Consider the following 20227-nt stretch of genomic DNA (forward strand, 5'->3'; position numbering starts at 1 on the left):
TGCGCATACGAATCGTTAAACGATCAAAATATAGAAATCTTCTAATAAGTGTAGAAAGAACGTTTTCCGCTGGTGTAAATAAGCCATCGCCGGATAGAAAAAACAACTACATTAGTTGTTATCATTAACCCCCTTTATATGCCAAAGTATATCTCTATCCTCTTGCTCATCTATGGCTACACCTGTTGCCATCCCGCGGAAAGCAAGGCCCAGGCTTATTCCGGCGATATCGGTAAAAATAACTGGAAAACAAATGAACTAAAAGGACGTGTGAAAACATTGGAAATTTCCACACAGTACCTGTTTGCCGGCAAATCGGAGATCAGTAAACAGGTGCTCACCTTTGATCCCGCTGGTAATGTGGTGGAACTGACGAGCAACGAAAAGGATGTGCCACGCCAGACTTTCAGCTACAATACCAAAGGGCATATGATCGCTCTCTCTTACATCCGGAAAGACACGCTGGTAGAGGGAAAATGCAAGATCAGATACGACCGCCATGGTAATATAGTTGAACGCATCTCCCTCACAGATACGCCACAGGTCACGCGGTATAATAATATCTATGACCACAACGGCCACCTGAGACAGGTAGATTTCATGCCGCCATTTGATACATCCTCGCTTGAAAAAATGATCAGCATGACGCTGCAATTCGATCCGCAGGGCCGCTTATCGGAAGAAACGATCTGCCTTGCGGGCGCTGTTTTTACGACTACCACCTATTACTGGGATAATCATAACCGGGAAACCGCCCATGTGAAGCTGTCATTCCACGATACTACAAGAGTAGAAAATGAATACGATGCCCACGGCAATAAAATCACCGAGCGGCAAGGCGTTTATAGCGTTATCATCAATAAATATGTTTACGATGCCCATGGTAACTGGATCAGGAAGGAAACATATCTGAATGATAAGCCCAACAGCGTGATAGAGCGGAAGCTCACTTATTTCTGAATAAAGCCTCCGGTTATTTCCCCGTCAACTTATAATTCCCTTGTTCATCTTTCACCAATGTATAGCCATCATTCAGTTCCAGTGTCCAGCCATCACCGCTTGCTTTTTTGTTGGTAATATCAGTGGGAGCGGAGAGGGTGATCATATTCCAGGAAGGATTCATCAGGGCGCCTTTGGTAACCGTGAGGATGCCCCATAGATCGGTTACGCGCATCGTTGGATAAACCGTACCTTTATCTTCCAGTGGAACAATGATGCTCGGATTAAAGGAGATATTCATTTTCTTCAGCGCTATGGCGGTATGTGGCGATTCCACAAATGTTTTTTTGTATGCCGCCACCAGTTTCTGCGTAGCTATTTCCCGGTCTGTTTCTTCCGCGAGTATCTGTGATCCGTTGTAACTGCCGGAAAGCTTGTCTGTAGCGGTTTTCAGGTCGGCGGGAACCGTTACGTTGAATGCTTTCAGGAAATAAGCGGTGAGGTCGGTATGATTGTCAATGTGATGATTCCAGTAGGGCTGCTGTTTGCTCAACAGGTATCCATATGCAGGAATGGTTTGATAGGCAAAGGAGCGCACAAAAGTAGGATAGCTCACATAATGTTCGATGCTGCTGGTAAAGTGAGCGATGTTTTGTTGTTCGTTGCGGCCGCAGGTCATGGCGCCGGTAAATTCCGCGAGGCCTTCATTCAGTTCCAGCTGGTTTTCGGTGGTGTCGGCGCCGGGATAAAGCTGGCGGCGGTATTCCCGGAAGAGCAAGGCACTGGTAACATGCTGCTGCACTTCCGCTGCTGATGCGGCTTGTATGGCTTTCTTGAGAGCTTCCAGCTCCAACCTTAAATAAAGACGGCCCTCTTTTTTGTTCATATGCGGATTGTCGGGATCGGGCTGAATGAAGCCCAGCGCAGGTTGCGCGCGGTGAAACATTTCATGCGACATCAGGTTCAGGCGCTCATATTTATCTTCCGGTAAAGGCAGCAATATCATGGCCCATCGTTTGCCGCTCCAGTTCACCGAGGTATTGGCGATATTGACATTGTTAGGCAGCTGGCCGGCAAACACGCCATCAGGGCGCTTCTTTAATATCCCTGCGCTATCTGCTTCATTGGCCACCACGGCTCTTGTTTGCGGATCTACTAATAAAATAGCAGTGTAAAGGTCTTTGTTCCAAAGCTGGCGGTGCTGCCTGGTAACAGTGCGGATCTCGTTGAAAGTGGAAGGATAATTAACAGGTGTTGTTGGCTTGTCCTGCGCCATTGCTGCGATGGACAGCGGTAAGAGGAAGAGGGAATATATTTTTTTCATAGTGTGTAAATAAACAATGTTGTTGTATAAATCTATCGCTCCTACGGAGCTGGATGTAGACGGATCGCCTTTTGATCCCCGGGTTTCACCCGGGTCTACCGGGCTTTCGCCCCTACGGGGCTTGATCAATACGGTTGTTACCACCCCGTAGGGGTGATACATTGTTGGTCATACGTTCATCCAATGCAAACGCTCCGCTGCTATACGCCCCGTAGGGGCGAAAGCCCGGTAGGCCCGGGCGTCAGCCCGGGTTTATGCGATAACCCAACAACGGGTTTATGCAATAACACCAACAACGGGCATTGTGCAACAACGACCAATAAACAGTAAATTTAACAATACTATGCGGAAACCGACAAACAAATCAACGCGGCAAAGTGAAGTGATCACACAGGCCTACTTCGCTTTCCTGGACAAGCACATCGAAGACGTGATCAGCGGCCATGCGCCCGCTTTTATGGAGCTGAACCAGATCGCCAGCGCCTTGTTCATCTCTCATGCACATCTTACTGATACCATCCAGCAAACAATGGGGCGCCATCCCTGCCATTTTTATGATATGAAGATCATCGCGCAAGCGCAAAGGATGCTCACAACCACCGATGAGCCGATTGCAGCAATCGCCAACATCCTCACTTATGATCCTTCCAACTTTTCCAAGTTCTTCAAAAAGCTCACCGGCCAAACGCCCGGCGAATTCCGGGAAGCGATGAAAAAACAGCCCTGAAAAAATTCCGTAAAGTTCACCATGATGAGGGCAATGCTTTGTAAGACCTTTACATCATTGCGTAATTTATTTAAACAACACATCATGGCACGTAATGATTTAAAAGGAAAAACAGTACTGATTGCCGGGGGAGCAAAAAACCTGGGAGGCCTTATCAGCAGGAACCTCGCGGGCAAAGGCGCTAAAGTCGCTATCCATTACAACAGTGAAAGCACCAAGGGCGATGCGGAGAAAACCCTCGCCGATATTGTCAATGCCGGCGGCGAAGCATTGCTGTACCAGGCTGACCTCACTCAAACCGCTAACATCAAAAAGTTGTTCGACGAAACAAAGAAACAATTCGGCGGGATCGATATTGCCATCAACACTGTAGGTAAGGTATTGAAGAAACCTTTCCCGGATACTACTGAAGAGGAATACGACAGTATGTTCAACATCAATTCAAAGGTGGCCTATTTCTTTATACAGGAAGCAGGCAAGCAATTGAATGATCATGGCAAGATCTGCACGATCGTCACCTCTTTGCTTGCTGCATACACCGGCCTGTACGCTACTTACGCAGGCGGTAAGGCCCCCGTGGAACACTTCACCAGGGCGGCTTCCAAAGAATTTGGCGATCGGGGTATCTCCGTAACGGCGGTGGCGCCCGGCCCGATGGATACGCCTTTCTTCTACGGACAGGAAACACCGGATGCCGTAGCATATCACAAGTCTGCCGCCGCACTTGGCGGATTGACCAACATCCGGGACATCGCGCCACTGGTAGAGTTCCTCGTTACGGATGGCTGGTGGATCACCGGACAAACTATCTTCGCCAATGGCGGATACACCACGCGCTGATCAGCGGAAATGATCCATCAGGTCGCGGCGATAGGTATTGCCCACCGGCAGCACATGGCCATTGTCCAGCTGCACCTCTCCGGGCGTGATCTTCTGTATATGATTCAAGCCTACGATATAGGATTTGTGGATACGCTGGAATCCGCGACCATCGAGCTTTTGCTCTATCTCGGCCGTGGTGAGCGGACTTAGATGCACCTGATCTGTCGTGTGCACTTTCACGTAGTTGCCCCAGCTCTGCACATGCGTGATCGTGTGCAGATGCACTTTAATCACTTCTCCGGCTACTTTCAACATCAGGAAAGCAGCGGCAGGATCTGTTTCCTGCGGCGTGGACACCGCCGGCCGGTAACGTTTGAATACTTTATCGATGCTGGCGGTGAACCGCGGGAGATCAATCGGCTTCACCAGGTAATCCACCACCTGGTATTTATAACTCTGCAAGGCATATTCGCTGTAGGCAGTGGTAAGCACCACCAGCGGCGGATTAGACAAGGCTTCCAGCATATCCATACCGGATACGCCCGGCATGTTGATATCCAGAAAGATCAGGTCTACCGGTTTTTTGTGGATATATTCCATCGCCTCGATGGCGTTATAGAACGATGCGCGGAGCGCCAGGCTGCTAAAGGATTTCAGGTAATGGCCCAACACCAGGTGCGCGCCTTCTTCATCATCGATGATGATACAGTTCAAGGGGGCTGTCATCTCAAAATGGGTTTAATTTTAACGTGAGGCTGGTCTGGTATTCCCGCGCAGTGGCAGCCGTTTCAAAATGATATCTTCCCTTATATAATAATTCCATCCGCTCAGTGATATTCACGAGGCCAATGCCCGTGGAGTAATGTTTGAGCGATTCATCGGCAATAGAATTGACGATATGCAATTGCAGCGTATGGTTCACCACTTCCAGCTGAATATGTACAAACCATTTGTGCAGGATGGTGAGGCTGTGCTTGAACGCATTTTCCACCAGCGTAAAAAGGATCATGGGCGCAATCTTGTGCTGACAAACAGGATCCGTCAGCGCAGGGAAGCTGAAAGATATCTCGCAGCGCTTGCCGATCCGCTCCTTCTCCATGATAATATAATTTTCGATGAAGTGGATCTCATCATGAATGCTGACATCCGTTTTACGGGCGTTCTCCAACTGGTAACGCATCAGGTCCGACAGCTTCAGGATCAGCTCTGGCACGCGTTGCGGCTCGGTAAGACTTACGCCATACAGGTTGTTGAAAGTATTGAAGAAGAAATGCGGATTCATCTGCGCATGCAGGAATTTCAGGTTCATCTCGCTCAACAACAACTGCGCTTCATTTCTCTTTTTTAATTCCAGCGAATATTTACGGATCAGGAAGAAGGAGAGAATAGCCATGGTGCTGATGATGCACAAGCCAAAAAGATAAATGACGCCAAGTACGGCATCGCCCTGTTTGTACAGCTCCGGCTCAATGTAGTAGTAATCCGCTGCAAACAATATCAGTGTGCCCGCCAGCGTGGAAACGAGGCTGGACAAGGCATACGCCAGGTACTTTTTATTCAGCAGCAGGGGGAAGATAAAGAAGCGGTGAAACTGCGCCTGTGCATACAGGATCAGGAAGAAGCCCAGTCCCTTACCAATACTGATGAAAGTATCTACCTGCATCATTTCGTGCAGCATCGTGAGGATGTACATCGATATAAAAAATACCACTTCCACAAACAGGTTGCTGTGATACCATTTGTCTTTTTCAACTACGCTCATCAGGCTTCTTTTTAGACTTGTCAAAGAAACAACATTTCCCTACCGCCGGCAAACATTAAATGATGAACTGCGTTGGTCATCTTATTCCTGCATTTGCTCATTTAAATTTTATCCCCATCCGATCCCGGTTTTTCTTTGCAAAGATTTAATTCATTCAACGGAAACGGACATGCTTAATCGAAGAACTATCCCCGCCGGGCTGATCTCCCTGCTGCTTTTGCTGGCCGCCAGCGCCTATGGCCAGACGATGGTTGTCAGGGGGACCCTGGTGGATTCAGCTACAAAATCTCCTATTTCTTTTGCAACAGTAGCGATCACCAAACCGGATAACAAAGCATTACAAACGGGATTTACAGATGATAGCGGACATTTTTCATTAAAGGCGCCACTGGCTGCGGAGCTGCTGTTACATATTTCTTATGTTGGCTATCATACTTATTCAGCCAAAGTGCATCCGGTGGCGGGTGTGGCAGATGTTGGCATCATCCGCCTTTCCGCCCGTACCGGCGTATTAACGGAAATTGTGGTGAGCGGTCGCAAGCCCCTGATCCAGAGCAGCGGCGATAAACTGGTCTATAATGCGGCCGCAGATATCGGCAACAGGTCGGGATCGGCTTCCGACGTGCTGCGCAAAGCGCCCATGATCACAGTAGGCGCGGATGGAGAGGTGAGATTGAAGGGAGACGCTAATATCAAAGTATTGCTGAACGGCCTCCCCTCGGGCATGATGGCCAAGAACCTCAAAGAAGCCCTGAAAGCAATACCGGCCAGCATGATCGAATCCATCGAGATCATCACTTCGCCATCTGCCAAATATGAAGCGGAAGGCGCCGCCGGCGTGATCAACATCGTCACGAAAAAGAAATTGAAAGGCGCTGGCGGCAGCATCGATCTCAGTGCCGGCAACCTGGAACAATCCATCAACGGTAACCTGAACGCCACGCAGGGCAAGTTCAGCCTCAATCTCAATGTAGAAGGCAGCATGGAGAAATCGCGCACCGTATCAGCAACGAACAGGACATCATCAAATGAAGGCCACCTTTTTCAACGCAACGATGAAACCCAGCGCTTCAAAGGCGTCTTCAGCGAACTGGCGCTCGAATACCGCCCGGACTCCTCACAGAAGATCGGGGCCAACGTTTCTTACTGGACCGCGAAATGGCCTTCCGCCGCCGAGATCTATAGCCGCTACCAGGACAAACAAAACATCAACGAATACAATCAAAGCAGCGACCAGGGCGGGAAAGCGAACTTCGTTGAGTTCTCGCTGAACTATCAGAAAAAATTCAAGCGTCCGGAACAAGAGTTGCAACTGATCAGCCAGTACAACACTGGTAATGACCGCGCGCAATACCTGACCAACCAATCGGATATGAACGGCAAGTCGTACTTCCGGGAACGCAGTCCCAATACAAGCAACAGCCGCGAGTTCAGTTTCCAGGCAGACTATACCCAGCCACTGGACCGCAAAGGCAAGCAGCTGCTCGAGATAGGCGGCCGTTACAGCCAGAATAATTCCGGTAGCGACTATACGGTCTTCAACAACCGACTGACGCCGGGCAGCGATCAGCTCACAGAAGATACCAGTCGCGCTAACAGGATGACCTATCACCAGCGCATTGCGGCAGGGTATATAAACTTCCGCTTCAAATTGCCGAAGGGCTGGGGAGCAAGGCTGGGCACGCGTTTCGAGCACACCAGTCTGGGCGCCGATTTCAAAAGCACACAGCCTTCGTTCAACACGCAGTTCAGTAACCTGGTAACAAGTGCATTGCTCAGCAAAAAGATCAATGATATCCACGAGCTGAAACTGAGCTACGCGGAGCGTATCCGCCGGCCGATGATATGGGACCTCAATCCTTATGTGAATGCCAGCGATCCGCGCAACCTCACTTCCGGGAACCCCGGGCTGCGGCCGGAGATCAACCGCATGCTCGAACTCGCGCATGCATATGTGGCGCCATCCGGTTTCAACCTCAACAGCAGTCTCTTTTATCATGCGAACAGCAACGCCATCGAACCGCTGCGGACAGTAGACAGCAGCGGTGTTTCAAGAACCAGCTCGCAGAACATCGGCGCCAGCAGGAGTTTCGGCGGCAACGCCTACAGCATGCTGCAATTCAGTAATGAATGGACAATGATCCTGGGCGCGGAATTGTATCGCGTATGGTATAGGAGCAAAGCCCTGGATGCCCGCAATGCAGCTACCATCTACGAGCTGAGCCTGAATAGTTCATATGAGCTGCCGAAAGATATCATCTTACAATTCTCCGGTGATTTCAGCAATGCTTACGTTACCCTTCAGGGTAAAACCTCCGCCAATTACAATTATCGCTTTTCCGCGCGCAAAGAGTTCTGGAACAAGCAAGCCGGCATTACGCTGAGCGTCAACAATCCTTTCCAGCAGCGGCTTATGCAGCGCAATACCGCATGGGGCCCGTCTTTCAGCAGCAATACTACCTCGTGGTACTATAACCAGTCTTTTTCCATTGCCTTCAATTGGAAATTCGGCAAAGTGAAAGCAGCAACGGAAGAGGAGCAGCCGCAAAGCGGCAACGATAAACATATGCGGCAGCCGCAGAACAAAGTAGCGCCTGGCCATTAACCTGCAACTGGATATATGTAGGCGTGATGCCCCAATGGCAAAAGTAGCCGTTCATAATGGCAAAACGGAAGTGCGTTTTTCACACCTGGGCCTCATGCCGGCCAGCGAATGTTTTGACGCTTGCAGCAACGCCTGGACCGGGTATATCAACAACAGCCTGCAACGCCTGATCGCTACCGGGGAAGGGCTTCCCGATAAATGAAAATGATTGTACATTTGGATATAGCAATGCCAAACCATGCATATCCTTTATCAAAGTAATACCATCATCATTCGCGAATTTTTGCCGGAGGAGATAGCCTTATTCACAACGCTTTTTGAAGATGAAGATGTAACCCGCTATCTGCCTTACCGCTCGCCCGAGCAATATGTGGAGCTGTTCCATCAGTCGCTGGAAGACTACCGCAATGGGCCTTTCAGCCGCTGGGCCATATTCGACGCCGTCAACAACACCTTTGCAGGCATGTGCCTGGCGCGGCATTTCGCGGATGTGCCTACACAGATCGAAATCGGTTATATACTCAGTAAAGCCTACTGGGGAAAGGGCCTTGCCACGGAAGTGAGCAAGGCCCTTGTGCATTATTGTTTCAGCCGCAGCGATACCAATGAAGTGGTAGCTGTAACGGCGCCGGGTAATACCGGTTCGCAAAAAGTGCTGGAAAAAGCCGGCTTCACGCGGCTGGCAGACCTGATCCGCCCCGATCGTGGCGCCTTCGCCTATTTTATGATTCAAAGAACCTGATAACCGCAATCATCCTGGTATGCATCCTGTCTATTTCTCACCGCACCCGCTGTTGAAAGGACTCATCAGCACCTTCGGCATACTGTATGCAGATTTTGAGCAGGTCAATATCTCCCCGAATTATACTTTCCCCTGGTCGGCGCAGATGCGTCTTAATTTCACCTTACAGGGCGCGCCTATCCGCGTGAAGAAAGATAGCGCATCACATTTTAACAGGCTGCCGCTTGTTTCGCTCATCGGTCCGCAGCTGTCCAGCAGCGCCTTGCAGTTCGACCGCAACGGTGCAACGGCCTGCGTATGCTTCCACCCTGGCGGGTTTTACCGGCTTACCGGTATTCCCGTACATGAGCTGGTAAATCAGGAACTGGATGCCGGCTTCGTATTCGGTCCGCAGGTATGGGAAATTGGCCGGCAACTGCAAGATGCAAAAGACACCTCAGCGGTGCAGGAAATAGTGGAAGGTTTTTTACTGCAACGGCTATACGAAAAAAACAGGGACCTGCGGCCTTTCGATCATGCCATTTTGCAACTGATCAAAAGTAATGGTAACCTCTCCATCAGCACCGCCGCCGCAGCAGCCTGCATGAGCACGCGGCATTTTGAACGCCTGTGTAATGAATACCTGGGCATCTCTCCCAAGCTCTTCGCCCGCCTGGTCCGCTTTTCCAGGGCGCATGCACTGATAGAAACGCAGGGCGGCAAAAGCCTGTCCAGCATCGCATATGAATGCGGGTATTATGATCAGATGCATCTCATCCACGACTGCCGGAAGTTCTCCGGCGCCACGCCACGGATGATCAACCAGGAGCTGGACCGCTCGCTCAAGCTCCTCAGCATGCTGGAAAACGGCTGAAGAAAGAAGCGCCTGCGACAGCTGCCGCAAGCGCTCTTCCAGTAATCGTTAGTTTTTGTTTAACAGTTCACAAATGTGGGCACACAATCGCCACAGGTGTTGTAATGTGTAGGAAAGCATCCTGCCGCCTGTGCGGTAGGGCACACAACAAGCAGGCTAACATCTTTGCCGGCATGCAGCTGCTGGCTGTTGAGACGGGCAAGTTTCAGTTTGCCAAGGAGCAGTTTTTTCTCACTGGTTTTTCTCATAATGGATTTGTTTTAAGATGAGTGATAAGAATGAAGGGAACTCGGATAGCGCTTATACCATCGGGCTTCCACGGGAAAACAAGTGTCGGGTGCATGGTCTGCTACAGGTAATTATTTCGATGTATGAAAATACACAGAAAATATCAGTATGATGATCACAGAAAACCGTGATTTTTCAGCCGGTAAAATCACGGTTTTACGTGATTGCTGTCCTGGGGAATTAGCTGTAATTTTTTGCCGTTGATTTCAACCTGTTCTTCTAAATGTTCAATTATGAAAAAGAAAGTCAATCTGACCAAACTCAGCCTGAGCAAGAAAACGCTGGCTCACCTGAGTGCACAACAACAAGATGGTGTAGCCGGTGGCAAACTGTTTTCTGATCCGCTGACAGAAAATCCCTGCGATCCTACTCCCAGCATGATTTACTGCGCCACGCGAAAAAGTTGCTAACACAACACTTTGAAATTTAGGGATTTTTTGATTTACGGATTTCTTGATTTGATGGAAATTTCAGCTTCCCTCCAAATCAAGAAATCCGTAAATCAAGAAATCCCTAAATTTTTATATCTAATTTTGTGCTCCGGAACCATCAGCTTATATAACATGACCAACGGCACTGTTAAATTGAAACGGATCAAGGAGCACCATACGGGAATCGCTACACTGCTTGCCTTTGCCATGATCCCGATGTCGGGGTTTGCAACGGATATCTATCTTCCTTCCCTACCCGGGATGACCAAAGCCCTGAACATCACCAGCAGCCAGGCACAGCTCACGCTGAGCCTCTTCCTGATCAGCTATGGCTTATCGCAATTGTTTATCGGCGGACTGCTCGACAGTTATGGCCGCTATCGCATTGCCCTGGTATCTATGTTCGTTTTTTGTTTGTCGTGCGGCGTGATCGCCAACACCCACAGCATCTACGTGATCTATGCCATGCGTATCCTGCACGGTATCACCATCGCATCGATGGTGGTGAGCAAGCGTGCATTTGTGGTGGACCTTTACAGCGGCGACAAACTGCGGCACTACCTGAGCTTTTTTACGATCATATGGTCTACAGGCCCTATTGTAGCGCCTTTCATCGGAGGGTACCTGGAAGTGACCTTCGGTTGGGAATCCAACTTCTATTTCCTGGGCGGCTTTGCAGCCATATTGCTGTTGCTGGAGATCTTCTTCAGCGGTGAAACGATCAAACAAACCACGTCCTTTCACCCGGTGAAAATAATCGGCATCTACTGGAAGATGCTCCGTACCGGCAGCTTTATTTTAGGTATCGTGATGCTCGGACTGGCCTATTCCATGGTGATGGTATATAATATGTCGGGGCCTTTTATCATTGAACATCACTTTGGCCTTTCGCCGGTGGTAACGGGCTATTGCTCGCTGGTCCTCGGTTTCGCCTGGATGGTGGGCGGGTTTATCGGCAAGGCCATGATCAACCGGCCATTCCTGAAGAAGATGGGCATGAACGTGCTGCTGCAATTTATTTTTGCAGGCGCCTTGCTGCTCACCTTTTTATGGACCGGCCAGCTCTGGACTATCCTGGTATTTGCCTTCCTGGTACATGCCGGCGCGGGCTTTACATACAACAACTATTTTACTTTCTGCCTGCAGATATTCCCTGATAACGCCGGGATCGCCGGAGGCCTCACTGGCGGCCTTTGTTACGTGATCGTGTCTATGCTGAGCTATGCATTGATATTCGCCATGCCCGCCAGCGATGGCAAACATCTTTCGTATAGCTATCTGTTATTGATAGTAGGCAGCGCCGTGGTGATGTACCGCGTATTTTTACTGGGAAGAAAGCAGGTGAATACTTTATCTTTGTAAAATGACCCACACCACTGCATTGGTAACCGCCGCCCGTCGTTATTGTGATGAGAATTATTCCTATTGGGCCATCCGCTACGCGCAGGAGCGCACCGGGCTGGACTTTCCGGACTACACCTACACTGACAATGACTATAACATTTTCCCGCGTTATAATATATTAGGCGCTATCCGTGCGGAAGTGGAAACGCTGACCGCGCAAGCCTTCAACAACCTGGACACGCTCCGGGAGAAGCTCATTACGATGGCGCGCGCCGCCACAGCGCATTTCAGCGATACGCCGTATAATGCTATCGAAGCGGCAGCGATCGAAGATGAAAAGAACAAATTTATTCATTTCATCAGCGCCATTACAACAGCGGAGCTGGAGCAAGAGCCGCCATTGCCGCACCGGCGGCGCATTACCGGCGATGAAAAAATAAGGGTGATGCAACAATTGTTACAACGCTGGAATTATGACGCTGATTATTGGGACCCCGTTGAACCACGATGCGCTGCTGAAACCTTGTTCCTGCCGATGGAAAGCCTTACCCAGGAAGACCTGGCAGCATTGACTGCTTTCCTCCGCAGCTATGGCGAGCCGTACCTGGTGGAGATAGAAGAAGACAGGGAATGTACCGAGATAGAATATAATATATTCACCCCAACGAAAGTAGAAACCGCTTGCTTTGATCATACGTATCGCTGGCTCATCTATGGATCTCATGAAATGACCGTTACCTTTGCAGGAGCGGAGCTGCTGGCCTTTATCCGGCAACAGTTTGCCGGCAGGGAAGCGCTCTTCAACAGTTTTCCGGCGTATCAGGCATAAACTGCTTGCATAGCTGAGATGGAAAATATATCTTCCGCTTTTTTTACCGACAAAATTATTGCTTTCGCCGAGAAGGAAATGATACTAACCGGAAGCCGCTTCATGATCGGGTAAGTCAGTGTTATCTTTGATCGCATATTAATACCGTATCGTCTTAACAATTTCTGATCCGCTGGTGTGGGCGGTTCAGCACCAAGTCTATCCATCCAATATATAAACACTATGCAAACATCTAGAAAAGCAGCTATTGGCTTTATCTTCGTCACATTGTTGATCGATGTGATGGGATGGGGGCTGATCATTCCGGTAATGGCCGACCTGATTGCTCAGCTCAAACACATCCCGGTTAACCAGGCCAGCACCTACGGCGCTATTTTGTTATCTGTTTTTGCGATTACGCAATTCCTCTTCGCTCCGGTGATCGGCAACCTGAGCGACAAGTACGGCCGCAGGCCTATCCTGCTGATATCGTTGCTGGGCTTCGGTATCGACTACATCATCCTGGCATTGGCGCCTGCTTATGGCTGGCTGTTCATCGGCCGCGTTATCGCCGGCATCACTGGCGCGAGCTTTACCACTGCCACCGCTTACATCGCGGATGTGAGCACCGATGAAACATCCAAGGCCAAGAATTTTGGTTTGATCGGTGCGGCCTTCGGTCTTGGCTTTGTGCTGGGACCCGCACTGGGCGCGCTGTTGGCGCAATGGGGCATCCGTGCGCCTTTTTATGCCGCCGCTGCCTTGTGCCTGCTCAACTGTGCGTATGGTTATTTCCTGCTGCCGGAATCGCTCAGCAAAGAAAACCGTCGTCCCTTTGATTGGAAGCGTGCCAACGCTTTCGGCTCGCTCAAGTTCCTGGCAAAGCACCCCGAGATTGGCGGGCTCGCCTTTGCGTTTTTCCTGATCTATCTCGGTGCACAATCCGTACAAGGTAACTGGAACTTCTTCACCATCTATCGTTTCAACTGGAGCGAGAAAATGGTGGGCATCTCGCTGGCGGTAGTGGGCGTGCTCGTAGGCGCTGTACAGGCGGGCCTTACGAGGGTGATTACACCAAAGCTCGGCAATGAGAAAAGTATCTATCTCGGCCTTTCCTTGTACACATTGGGTCTCGTGCTCTTTGCATTTGCCACGCAGGGCTGGATGATGTTCGCTTTCCTGGTGCCGTATTGCCTCGGCGGTTTGTGCGGCCCTTCACTGCAATCCGTGATCTCCGGCCATGTACCTGCCAACCAGCAAGGCGAGCTGCAAGGTGCGCTCACCAGCCTGATGAGCCTCACCACTATCTTTGGCCCGCTGCTGATGAACGGCACCTTTGCTTATTTCACTTCTGCGAAAGCGCCATTCCATTTTCCGGGCATACACTTCCTCATCGGCGCTACCTGCATGATGTTGAGCATTATCATCATCAGCAAAGTGCTGAACAGGGAGAAGAAACAAAGCCCCGAACTGGCGAAAGTGATTGAAGGAAGTGGTAGCGTGAATGAGACTATTATGCATTAATGGCTTTTCATCAAGGCATCATTTTTGGATAATGTAGGTGCTTTACTTTCTATCAACGACAAAAACAGTATATGAAAACAAAAGCTACTACATTAACGACAGAGATAAAGGACAAACTGTATCAATGGAATATGTACTCTGAGGAAGAGCTGGAAACACTCGTTGCCGCCTTTGAAAAAATTCCCAGAGAAGCCGTATCCAGCGCCTATGTATCTTTGCTGGCAGATGACGTATTGGCAGAGAAATTAGTGGAGATTGGCAGGGCCTACGAAAAAAATACAAACCTTTTATGTAATATCATTTCCGCTTTGGGAAATATGATGAAGCGATATAGCCTCCGCCCGCGCAGGCATATTTTCGATTTTTTTGTAGCCGCCACAAAGAACAAGAAAGCTAATTTTTATGTGTCGCTGTTCCTGTCTTCTTTCCCGCAATACAATCAATGGAATGGGAGATGGGGTTATCTGACCTCTATGGCCAGCATCGCACCGCGTAAAAAATCGATCACCAATTTTCATACGGAGATCAAGCGGGTAGTGAAACATCATAACGATGATATTCCTTCCGACACCAGGATACAGATCGTACGGATACTCGACACTTACCGGAAATCCGGTGTGCTGAATGAAGACGACCAAAAAGATTACCTGAACACACTTTATTTACTGGTAGACTAATATTTCGTCAAAAGAAAATGTTCGATTGCGCTGGCTCCCCAGAGGAGACCAGCGCAATTTTTTATTCAAAATTTTCCTTACATTGGGATACTGGAATTTTGTTACCCTTTCTGTCTTTATTGAAAAAATTAATCCCGTATGCTGGTCACCAACAAACACTTTACGCCGGTCATAGGTTTGGACATACATATTGTTATCCTGTTTGGTTTTCCCATACCATTGCCACATCCGTATATCGGGCTGGTGGTAGATCCTATGGATTATGTGCCGTTCATCGGCGCTTCTACGAAAGTCAATCACGTGCCGTGCGGCAAGAGCGATACCAATGGCAGGATCATCATTCTTTTCCATATCCCGATGGGCGGGCCTTTCCTGCTGGCGCCGATGATCGGGCATGATTCCGTTAATTTTTTTGGTAGCAAGAAAGTGAAAGTGGAAGGGAACCTCATGAGCCCTGCCGGCCATATGCTGATGACCTGTAATGATATCGGGATACCACTATCCTTGCAGCCAGGCAAGAAATTCATTCCCATCCCCAGTTTATATCTCCCTACATCTTACTCCATCCCGGTATCTTTCGGCAAACCCGTGATGGTTGGCGGTCCTTTCGTTCCTGATTGGGCCGGCGTGCTGATGAACCTGATCATGTCGTACGGATTTGGCGCGCTCATGAAAGGTTTAGGCAAGGCGGGAAAAAAAGCCATGACCAAATTTAACAAGGCGCTCAAAAATAAACTGGGCAGTAACAAACTGAGTAAATTCCTTTGCAAGAAAGGCTTTGAGCCGGTAGACCTGGTGCAGGGCATCATGATATACGATGGTGTCGATTTTGAACTGCCAGGCCCCATTCCTTTGAAATGGGAACGCTCCTGGAACAGCGATAGCCGCTTCCAGGGCTTGCTCGGCCATGGTACGCACCTGAGTTATGATATGCGTGTATATGAATCGCCGGAAGACGAGGCCACCGTTGTATTGCTGGGAGATGGCCGCAGTGCTGTATTTGATCCACTCTTATTCAACGGCGAAAGTGACTACAACCGTCATGAGCACCTGCGTCTCACGCGCACAGCTGCTGATGAATTTGAACTGCACGACTATAGCAACCAACAAGATTATACATTCCGCAAATTACAAGGCAGCCGGGAGTTCCGGCTGGTAGCCATCCGCGACCAGGCGGGTTTCCTGGTATCCTTGCACTATGGCAGCCATGCGCGGCTGCTGCGCATCATCGACAGCGCAGGCCGCCACCTGCATATTAGCACAGACACGGAAGGCAGGATAACGGCCGTGACCGCGCATCACCGCGGCCAGCAACAAACCCTCGTGCGCTATGCCTATAACGATGCCGGCGATCTGGCAGAGATCACCGATGCGCTGGGGCAAACAACGTATATGCAGTACCGTGACCATCTCATGGTAACCAAAAAAGACCGCAACGGGCAATCGTTCTACTGGGAGTACGACAGCCACCAGCGCTGCATCCACACCTGGGGCGACGGCGGCCTGCTGGAAGGGCGCATCAGTTATCATCCCCGCGAAGGATATAATCTCGTGACTGACTCTCTCGGCGCCACCACCACCTACTACTATACTCCTGATTTTGTAGTGCACCAGATCAAAGACCCGATGGGCCACTCCACGTTCTTTGAGTATACAGCACATATGGAGATCTATCGTGTGATCGATCCGGAAGGTAACGTGAACGGCTATACGTACGATGAAGATGGCAACACCACCGCTATAGTACAACCTGATGGAACGGAATATACATTCGCCTATGATGCGCAGCAGCGGCTGGTGCTGGCAAGCGATCCGGAAGGCGCCAGTCGCACGAACGTTTATTATAAAGACACCGGCCTGCTGCACACCGTTACGGCCGCCAATGGCCGCATACAGATCTTCCGTTACAATGAGCAGCACCTGGTATCAGCGATAGAAGATGAACAGGAAAACCTTACCCGCTTCACTTATGATGAAGATCATAACCTGCAAACGCTCACGCTGCCGGATGGCGGCGTGGCCTCCTGGCAATACGATGCCTGGGGGCATTGCACTGCCAGCCGCAACCTGATGGGACGGGAGCAGTTATTCCGCTACGATGCGCTGGGCCGCGTAACAGAAGTGAAGTTACCAGACAACAACCACATACAGCTGCATTACAATGCTTATGAAGAAGTGCTGCGCATGACTGACCGCCACTATGATATCCGTTTCGACTATACGCCGTTGGGCAGTCTTAAAACAAGAACGGAAAATGGTAACAAGATACACTTCAATTATAATTCAGCAGAACAGCTTACGGCTGTTATCAATGAACATGGCGAGCGCTATGCCTTCCGCCGCAATGCTTGTGGTGATATCATCCAGGAAACAGGCTTCGACGGTATCACCCGTACCTATGAGCGGGACAGCAGCGGTAAGGTGACGCGCATACACCGTCCCGGCCAGCGATGGACCGAATATGAATACGATGCCAATGGCAGCATTACCCGCGCCGCTCATCATGATGGCAGCTGGGAACTATACAGCTACAACCGCAATGGCCAGCTGATAGCGGCAGAAAATGAACACAGCAGCGTCACCTTCACCCGCGATACGAATGGCCGCATTATACAGGAATGGCAGGATGGGCACATCGTGGAACGCAGCTATGACGATGATGGCCGTTGCATCGGTATCCAGAGCAGTTTGGGCGCGGCCATCCGCATGCAGCGCAGCAAGACGGGATGGGTCACCGGCGTAGAAGCCGCTAACACGGCGGATGCCGGCACATGGACCGCGCACATCCTGCGGAATATGATGGGCCTCGAAATAGAACGGACACTACCCGGTGGCGTGAAAAGCAGCTGGGCTTATGACGCCGCAGGCAATCCCTTGTCGCACACGGTGCAGCGCGGTAGCCGCACCACCCGCAGCCGTCAGTATCATTGGGATGCCAACCAAAGGCTCAAACAATTTATCAATCAGGTACAACATGGCAGCACGAAGTTTGGCTATGATGAAGTAGGTAACCTCGCCTGGGCGCAATATGAAGATGGACAATATGATTACCGCCTGCCGGATAAAGCCGGTAACCTGTATAAAACATCTGCAAGGAATGATCGCAAATACAGTGCTGGCGGACGTTTGCAGGAATCTGCCGATGCGCGTTACCAATACGACGAAGAGGGTAAGCTGCTGAAGAAGATCGTATATACGATGCCTGCCGGCGTCGGCATATGGGAATACGAATGGTATGGCAACGGCATGCTCAAACAAGTGACCCGTCCAGACCGTCAGGTGATCGCTTTTGAATATGATGCGCTAGGCAGGAGAATATCAAAGCGCTACAAAGGCCGCCTGACGCGCTTTGTGTGGGATGGCAACGTGCCGCTACATGAATGGCATTACCCGCTCTCCGACAAGCCCGTGATCACGATGGATGATATGGGCAGTCTGCGATCCAGTCACCCCGAACCGGTGCCGCCGGAAACGCTCGCCACCTGGGTGTTTGAAGACGATGCTTTTACGCCGGCTGCCAAGATCATTGGCGGCAAACAGTACTCCATCATCACCGATCATCTCGGTACACCTGCGGAGGCCTATGATGAAAGTGGCGAGCTCGTATGGAGCTGTGAGTTGGATATTTATGGCAAGGTGCGTAAATTGAGTGGCGACCGCGAACTGGTGCCTTTCCGTTATCAGGGACAGTATGAAGATGTAGAGACAGGTTTGTACTATAACAGGTTCAGGTATTATGATCCGGATGAGGGGGTATATATTAGTCAGGACCCGATTGCAATACAAGGAGGTTTGAATGTTTATGCCTATGTGCATGATCCCAATAGTTGGATAGATGAGTTTGGGCTGAGTTCCAATCCAATATCATTTACGGATAGCACAGGGTTTACACTCGACGTAAGCGGATATACGGATATCAGCCACATGAGTGATGATCAGCTGAAAGCGTTATATTACGCGAATGATAATGCGTTGAAAGGAAAAGGCTTTGGTTTGTCCGGTGTAGACAAACAAGGAAACACAATTGTATTGCATCACTATAAACAGAACCCTAACGGCCCAATAGTGGCGCTGCCAGGGAAACACCACGACAAACCGCACGTCAATCCCGGACAACACCCATTTGGAAAGAAAAAAGGCGGAGGCCTGACAGCAAGCCAACGAGATGCCTTTAACAAGTGGAAACAAGAATATTGGAAGAGCAGGGCGGAAACAGAATTGAAAGCAAGAGGTATTACCTGTCATTAAAAAAATAGCCATTTATATGAAGCAAGAGCTAATAGCGAGACTGAGTTCCTTTTTTGAGAAGAATCCTACATTAAAGGGAAAACCAGCCACCGCAGAACAAATAGACAATGCTGAAAAAGACCTCAACGTAAAAATGAGTGAAGACTATAAAGACTTTATTCAGCATTTCGGAGGTGCTTATGCAGGAATAGCCGTACATGCTTTCGTCAACGGTTCGTCGGTTGGAAATGAAACTGTAGTAGAGCTGACAGATCGCGGTCGCAAACTTTTCAATGATGCCAACCTGTTCCCTGAAATTAACGATAGCATTGTAATTGCAGATGATGGCTCCGGCAACCCGATTGCTATAGAGCCTACTGGCGAAGTGGTATTGTTTGATTATGATACTGAAGAAAAACAAGTATTGTCCGCATCCTTCGGGCAGTTTATCGAAGATAACTTTGCAGAATGGTGAAAAAACTCATCGCTTCGATAAACGAAGCCGGAGTGAATGTTGACAGCATTCAAAAGTTAGTTGATCTATACATCAATCATGAAAAAGAAAGAACATTTATCAGCCATGAAATCTTAACAGCGTAATTGAAATTTCATCTGAGAATGCAGCCGCCCAATTGAAAGAATTCTATGACCGGCCTAAAGGAATGAAGTCGCTTAAAACAATGGGGATAAAAGCAAGAGTTGAAAATTCAAAAATAGTGTTTGAACCAGATACGCCTGCATGGCAAAAATAAAAATGTAACGCGATGAAGAACGCGGCATATTAAATGCCCTTAGTCATCAATAGCTATGAACAAGGAAGATATCGCACAACTGCAACAACTAAAAGCCAACATAGAAGGCGTACACCGCTTTAACGAAAATGGTAACCACTATGGCCTGCTAATAATAGCCAGGGGAGAGGCGCTGTTCTTTCAGGAAAATGATAAAGCCTTGTTCTGCGACGTATCTGCCCGGTATGCACTCATCCATCCAAATACCATCCAGCAATGGGACAATGGTAACAAGATATCGGATGAAGAGAGGGAGCGGATCATACAGCAAATTGTTCATCTGTATAAACTCGCTTACCGCGATGATCTCAAGGTATTTCAGGAATAATATTTTCTAACGATCCGGCAAGATAATAAAGTTAT

19 protein-coding genes are annotated in these 20227 nt (G+C 49.4%); 15 read left to right on the plus strand and 4 right to left on the minus strand.

The genetic code is table 11. From position 1 onward, the window contains the following. Positions 1–138: 138 nt before the first annotated feature. On the plus strand, positions 139–960 hold the full coding sequence (locus FPG75_RS05365) for a hypothetical protein (protein ID WP_143305651.1): 822 nt from the start codon (positions 139–141) through the stop codon (positions 958–960). 13 nt (positions 961–973) lie between these two features. On the opposite strand, the gene FPG75_RS05370 is transcribed toward FPG75_RS05365, so the two are convergent. Then, positions 974–2263 (minus strand): hypothetical protein, encoded by a 1290-nt coding sequence (locus FPG75_RS05370; protein ID WP_143305653.1) that lies wholly within the window; start codon positions 2261–2263, stop codon positions 974–976. Positions 2264–2606: 343 nt separating this feature from the next. Between FPG75_RS05370 and FPG75_RS05375 the strand changes: the two genes are divergently transcribed. Together FPG75_RS05375 and FPG75_RS05380 are read left to right on the plus strand one after the other, a co-directional pair. Then, positions 2607–2990, plus strand: a complete 384-nt coding sequence (locus FPG75_RS05375) for a helix-turn-helix domain-containing protein (protein WP_143305655.1) — start codon at positions 2607–2609, stop codon at positions 2988–2990. An 84-nt stretch (positions 2991–3074) separates the two neighbouring features. Next, entirely contained in the window at positions 3075–3830 is a 756-nt protein-coding gene (locus FPG75_RS05380) for an SDR family oxidoreductase (protein ID WP_143305656.1), read from the plus strand. Here FPG75_RS05380 and FPG75_RS05385 read toward each other — a convergent pair whose 3' ends face one another. Together FPG75_RS05385 and FPG75_RS05390 are read right to left on the minus strand one after the other, a co-directional pair. After that, the gene (locus tag FPG75_RS05385; protein ID WP_143305658.1) at positions 3831–4538 is read right to left on the minus strand and encodes a LytR/AlgR family response regulator transcription factor; all 708 of its coding nucleotides are present in this window, start codon (positions 4536–4538) and stop codon (positions 3831–3833) included. Position 4539: 1 nt separating this feature from the next. Continuing rightward, positions 4540–5574, minus strand: coding sequence for a sensor histidine kinase (locus tag FPG75_RS05390; RefSeq protein WP_143305659.1), 1035 nt, complete (start codon positions 5572–5574; stop codon positions 4540–4542). Positions 5575–5743: 169 nt separating this feature from the next. Between FPG75_RS05390 and FPG75_RS05395 the strand changes: the two genes are divergently transcribed. Genes FPG75_RS05395 through FPG75_RS05405 form a run of 4 tightly spaced genes read left to right on the plus strand, consistent with a single transcriptional unit; the run spans position 5744 to position 9774 of the window. Beyond that, positions 5744–8179, plus strand: coding sequence for an outer membrane beta-barrel protein (locus FPG75_RS05395; RefSeq protein ID WP_143305661.1), 2436 nt, complete (start codon positions 5744–5746; stop codon positions 8177–8179). A 34-nt stretch (positions 8180–8213) separates the two neighbouring features. After that, positions 8214–8381 (plus strand): hypothetical protein, encoded by a 168-nt coding sequence (locus FPG75_RS25960; protein WP_161596676.1) that lies wholly within the window; start codon positions 8214–8216, stop codon positions 8379–8381. 36 nt (positions 8382–8417) lie between these two features. Beyond that, positions 8418–8921 (plus strand): GNAT family N-acetyltransferase, encoded by a 504-nt coding sequence (locus FPG75_RS05400; RefSeq protein WP_143305663.1) that lies wholly within the window; start codon positions 8418–8420, stop codon positions 8919–8921. A gap of 19 nt (positions 8922–8940) precedes the next feature. Beyond that, positions 8941–9774: an AraC family transcriptional regulator gene (locus FPG75_RS05405; protein WP_143305665.1), complete on the plus strand. Its 834-nt coding sequence runs from the start codon at positions 8941–8943 to the stop codon at positions 9772–9774. 59 nt (positions 9775–9833) lie between these two features. Here FPG75_RS05405 and FPG75_RS05410 read toward each other — a convergent pair whose 3' ends face one another. Beyond that, entirely contained in the window at positions 9834–10022 is a 189-nt protein-coding gene (locus FPG75_RS05410) for a hypothetical protein (RefSeq protein ID WP_143305667.1), read from the minus strand. A 273-nt stretch (positions 10023–10295) separates the two neighbouring features. Between FPG75_RS05410 and FPG75_RS25965 the strand changes: the two genes are divergently transcribed. The 8 genes from FPG75_RS25965 (at position 10296) to FPG75_RS05445 (ending at position 20192) form a co-directional block, all read left to right on the plus strand. Beyond that, positions 10296–10472 (plus strand): class I lanthipeptide, encoded by a 177-nt coding sequence (locus FPG75_RS25965; protein WP_161596677.1) that lies wholly within the window; start codon positions 10296–10298, stop codon positions 10470–10472. Positions 10473–10625: 153 nt separating this feature from the next. Further along, positions 10626–11855 (plus strand): MFS transporter, encoded by a 1230-nt coding sequence (locus FPG75_RS05415; RefSeq protein WP_143305669.1) that lies wholly within the window; start codon positions 10626–10628, stop codon positions 11853–11855. 1 nt (position 11856) lies between these two features. After that, on the plus strand, positions 11857–12666 hold the full coding sequence (locus FPG75_RS05420; RefSeq protein ID WP_143305670.1) for a hypothetical protein: 810 nt from the start codon (positions 11857–11859) through the stop codon (positions 12664–12666). 222 nt (positions 12667–12888) lie between these two features. Then, on the plus strand, positions 12889–14169 hold the full coding sequence (locus FPG75_RS05425) for a TCR/Tet family MFS transporter (protein WP_143305672.1): 1281 nt from the start codon (positions 12889–12891) through the stop codon (positions 14167–14169). A 71-nt stretch (positions 14170–14240) separates the two neighbouring features. Continuing rightward, the gene (locus tag FPG75_RS05430; RefSeq protein WP_143305674.1) at positions 14241–14846 is read left to right on the plus strand and encodes a hypothetical protein; all 606 of its coding nucleotides are present in this window, start codon (positions 14241–14243) and stop codon (positions 14844–14846) included. A 138-nt stretch (positions 14847–14984) separates the two neighbouring features. Beyond that, the gene (locus tag FPG75_RS05435) at positions 14985–19094 is read left to right on the plus strand and encodes an RHS repeat-associated core domain-containing protein (protein WP_143305675.1); all 4110 of its coding nucleotides are present in this window, start codon (positions 14985–14987) and stop codon (positions 19092–19094) included. 16 nt (positions 19095–19110) lie between these two features. Next, positions 19111–19548: an SMI1/KNR4 family protein gene (locus tag FPG75_RS05440; RefSeq protein WP_143305677.1), complete on the plus strand. Its 438-nt coding sequence runs from the start codon at positions 19111–19113 to the stop codon at positions 19546–19548. A gap of 332 nt (positions 19549–19880) precedes the next feature. After that, positions 19881–20192, plus strand: coding sequence for a hypothetical protein (locus tag FPG75_RS05445; protein ID WP_143305679.1), 312 nt, complete (start codon positions 19881–19883; stop codon positions 20190–20192). Positions 20193–20227: the final 35 nt, after the last annotated feature.

The organism is Chitinophaga vietnamensis, assembly GCF_902167635.1.
Classification (GTDB): domain Bacteria; phylum Bacteroidota; class Bacteroidia; order Chitinophagales; family Chitinophagaceae; genus Chitinophaga; species Chitinophaga vietnamensis.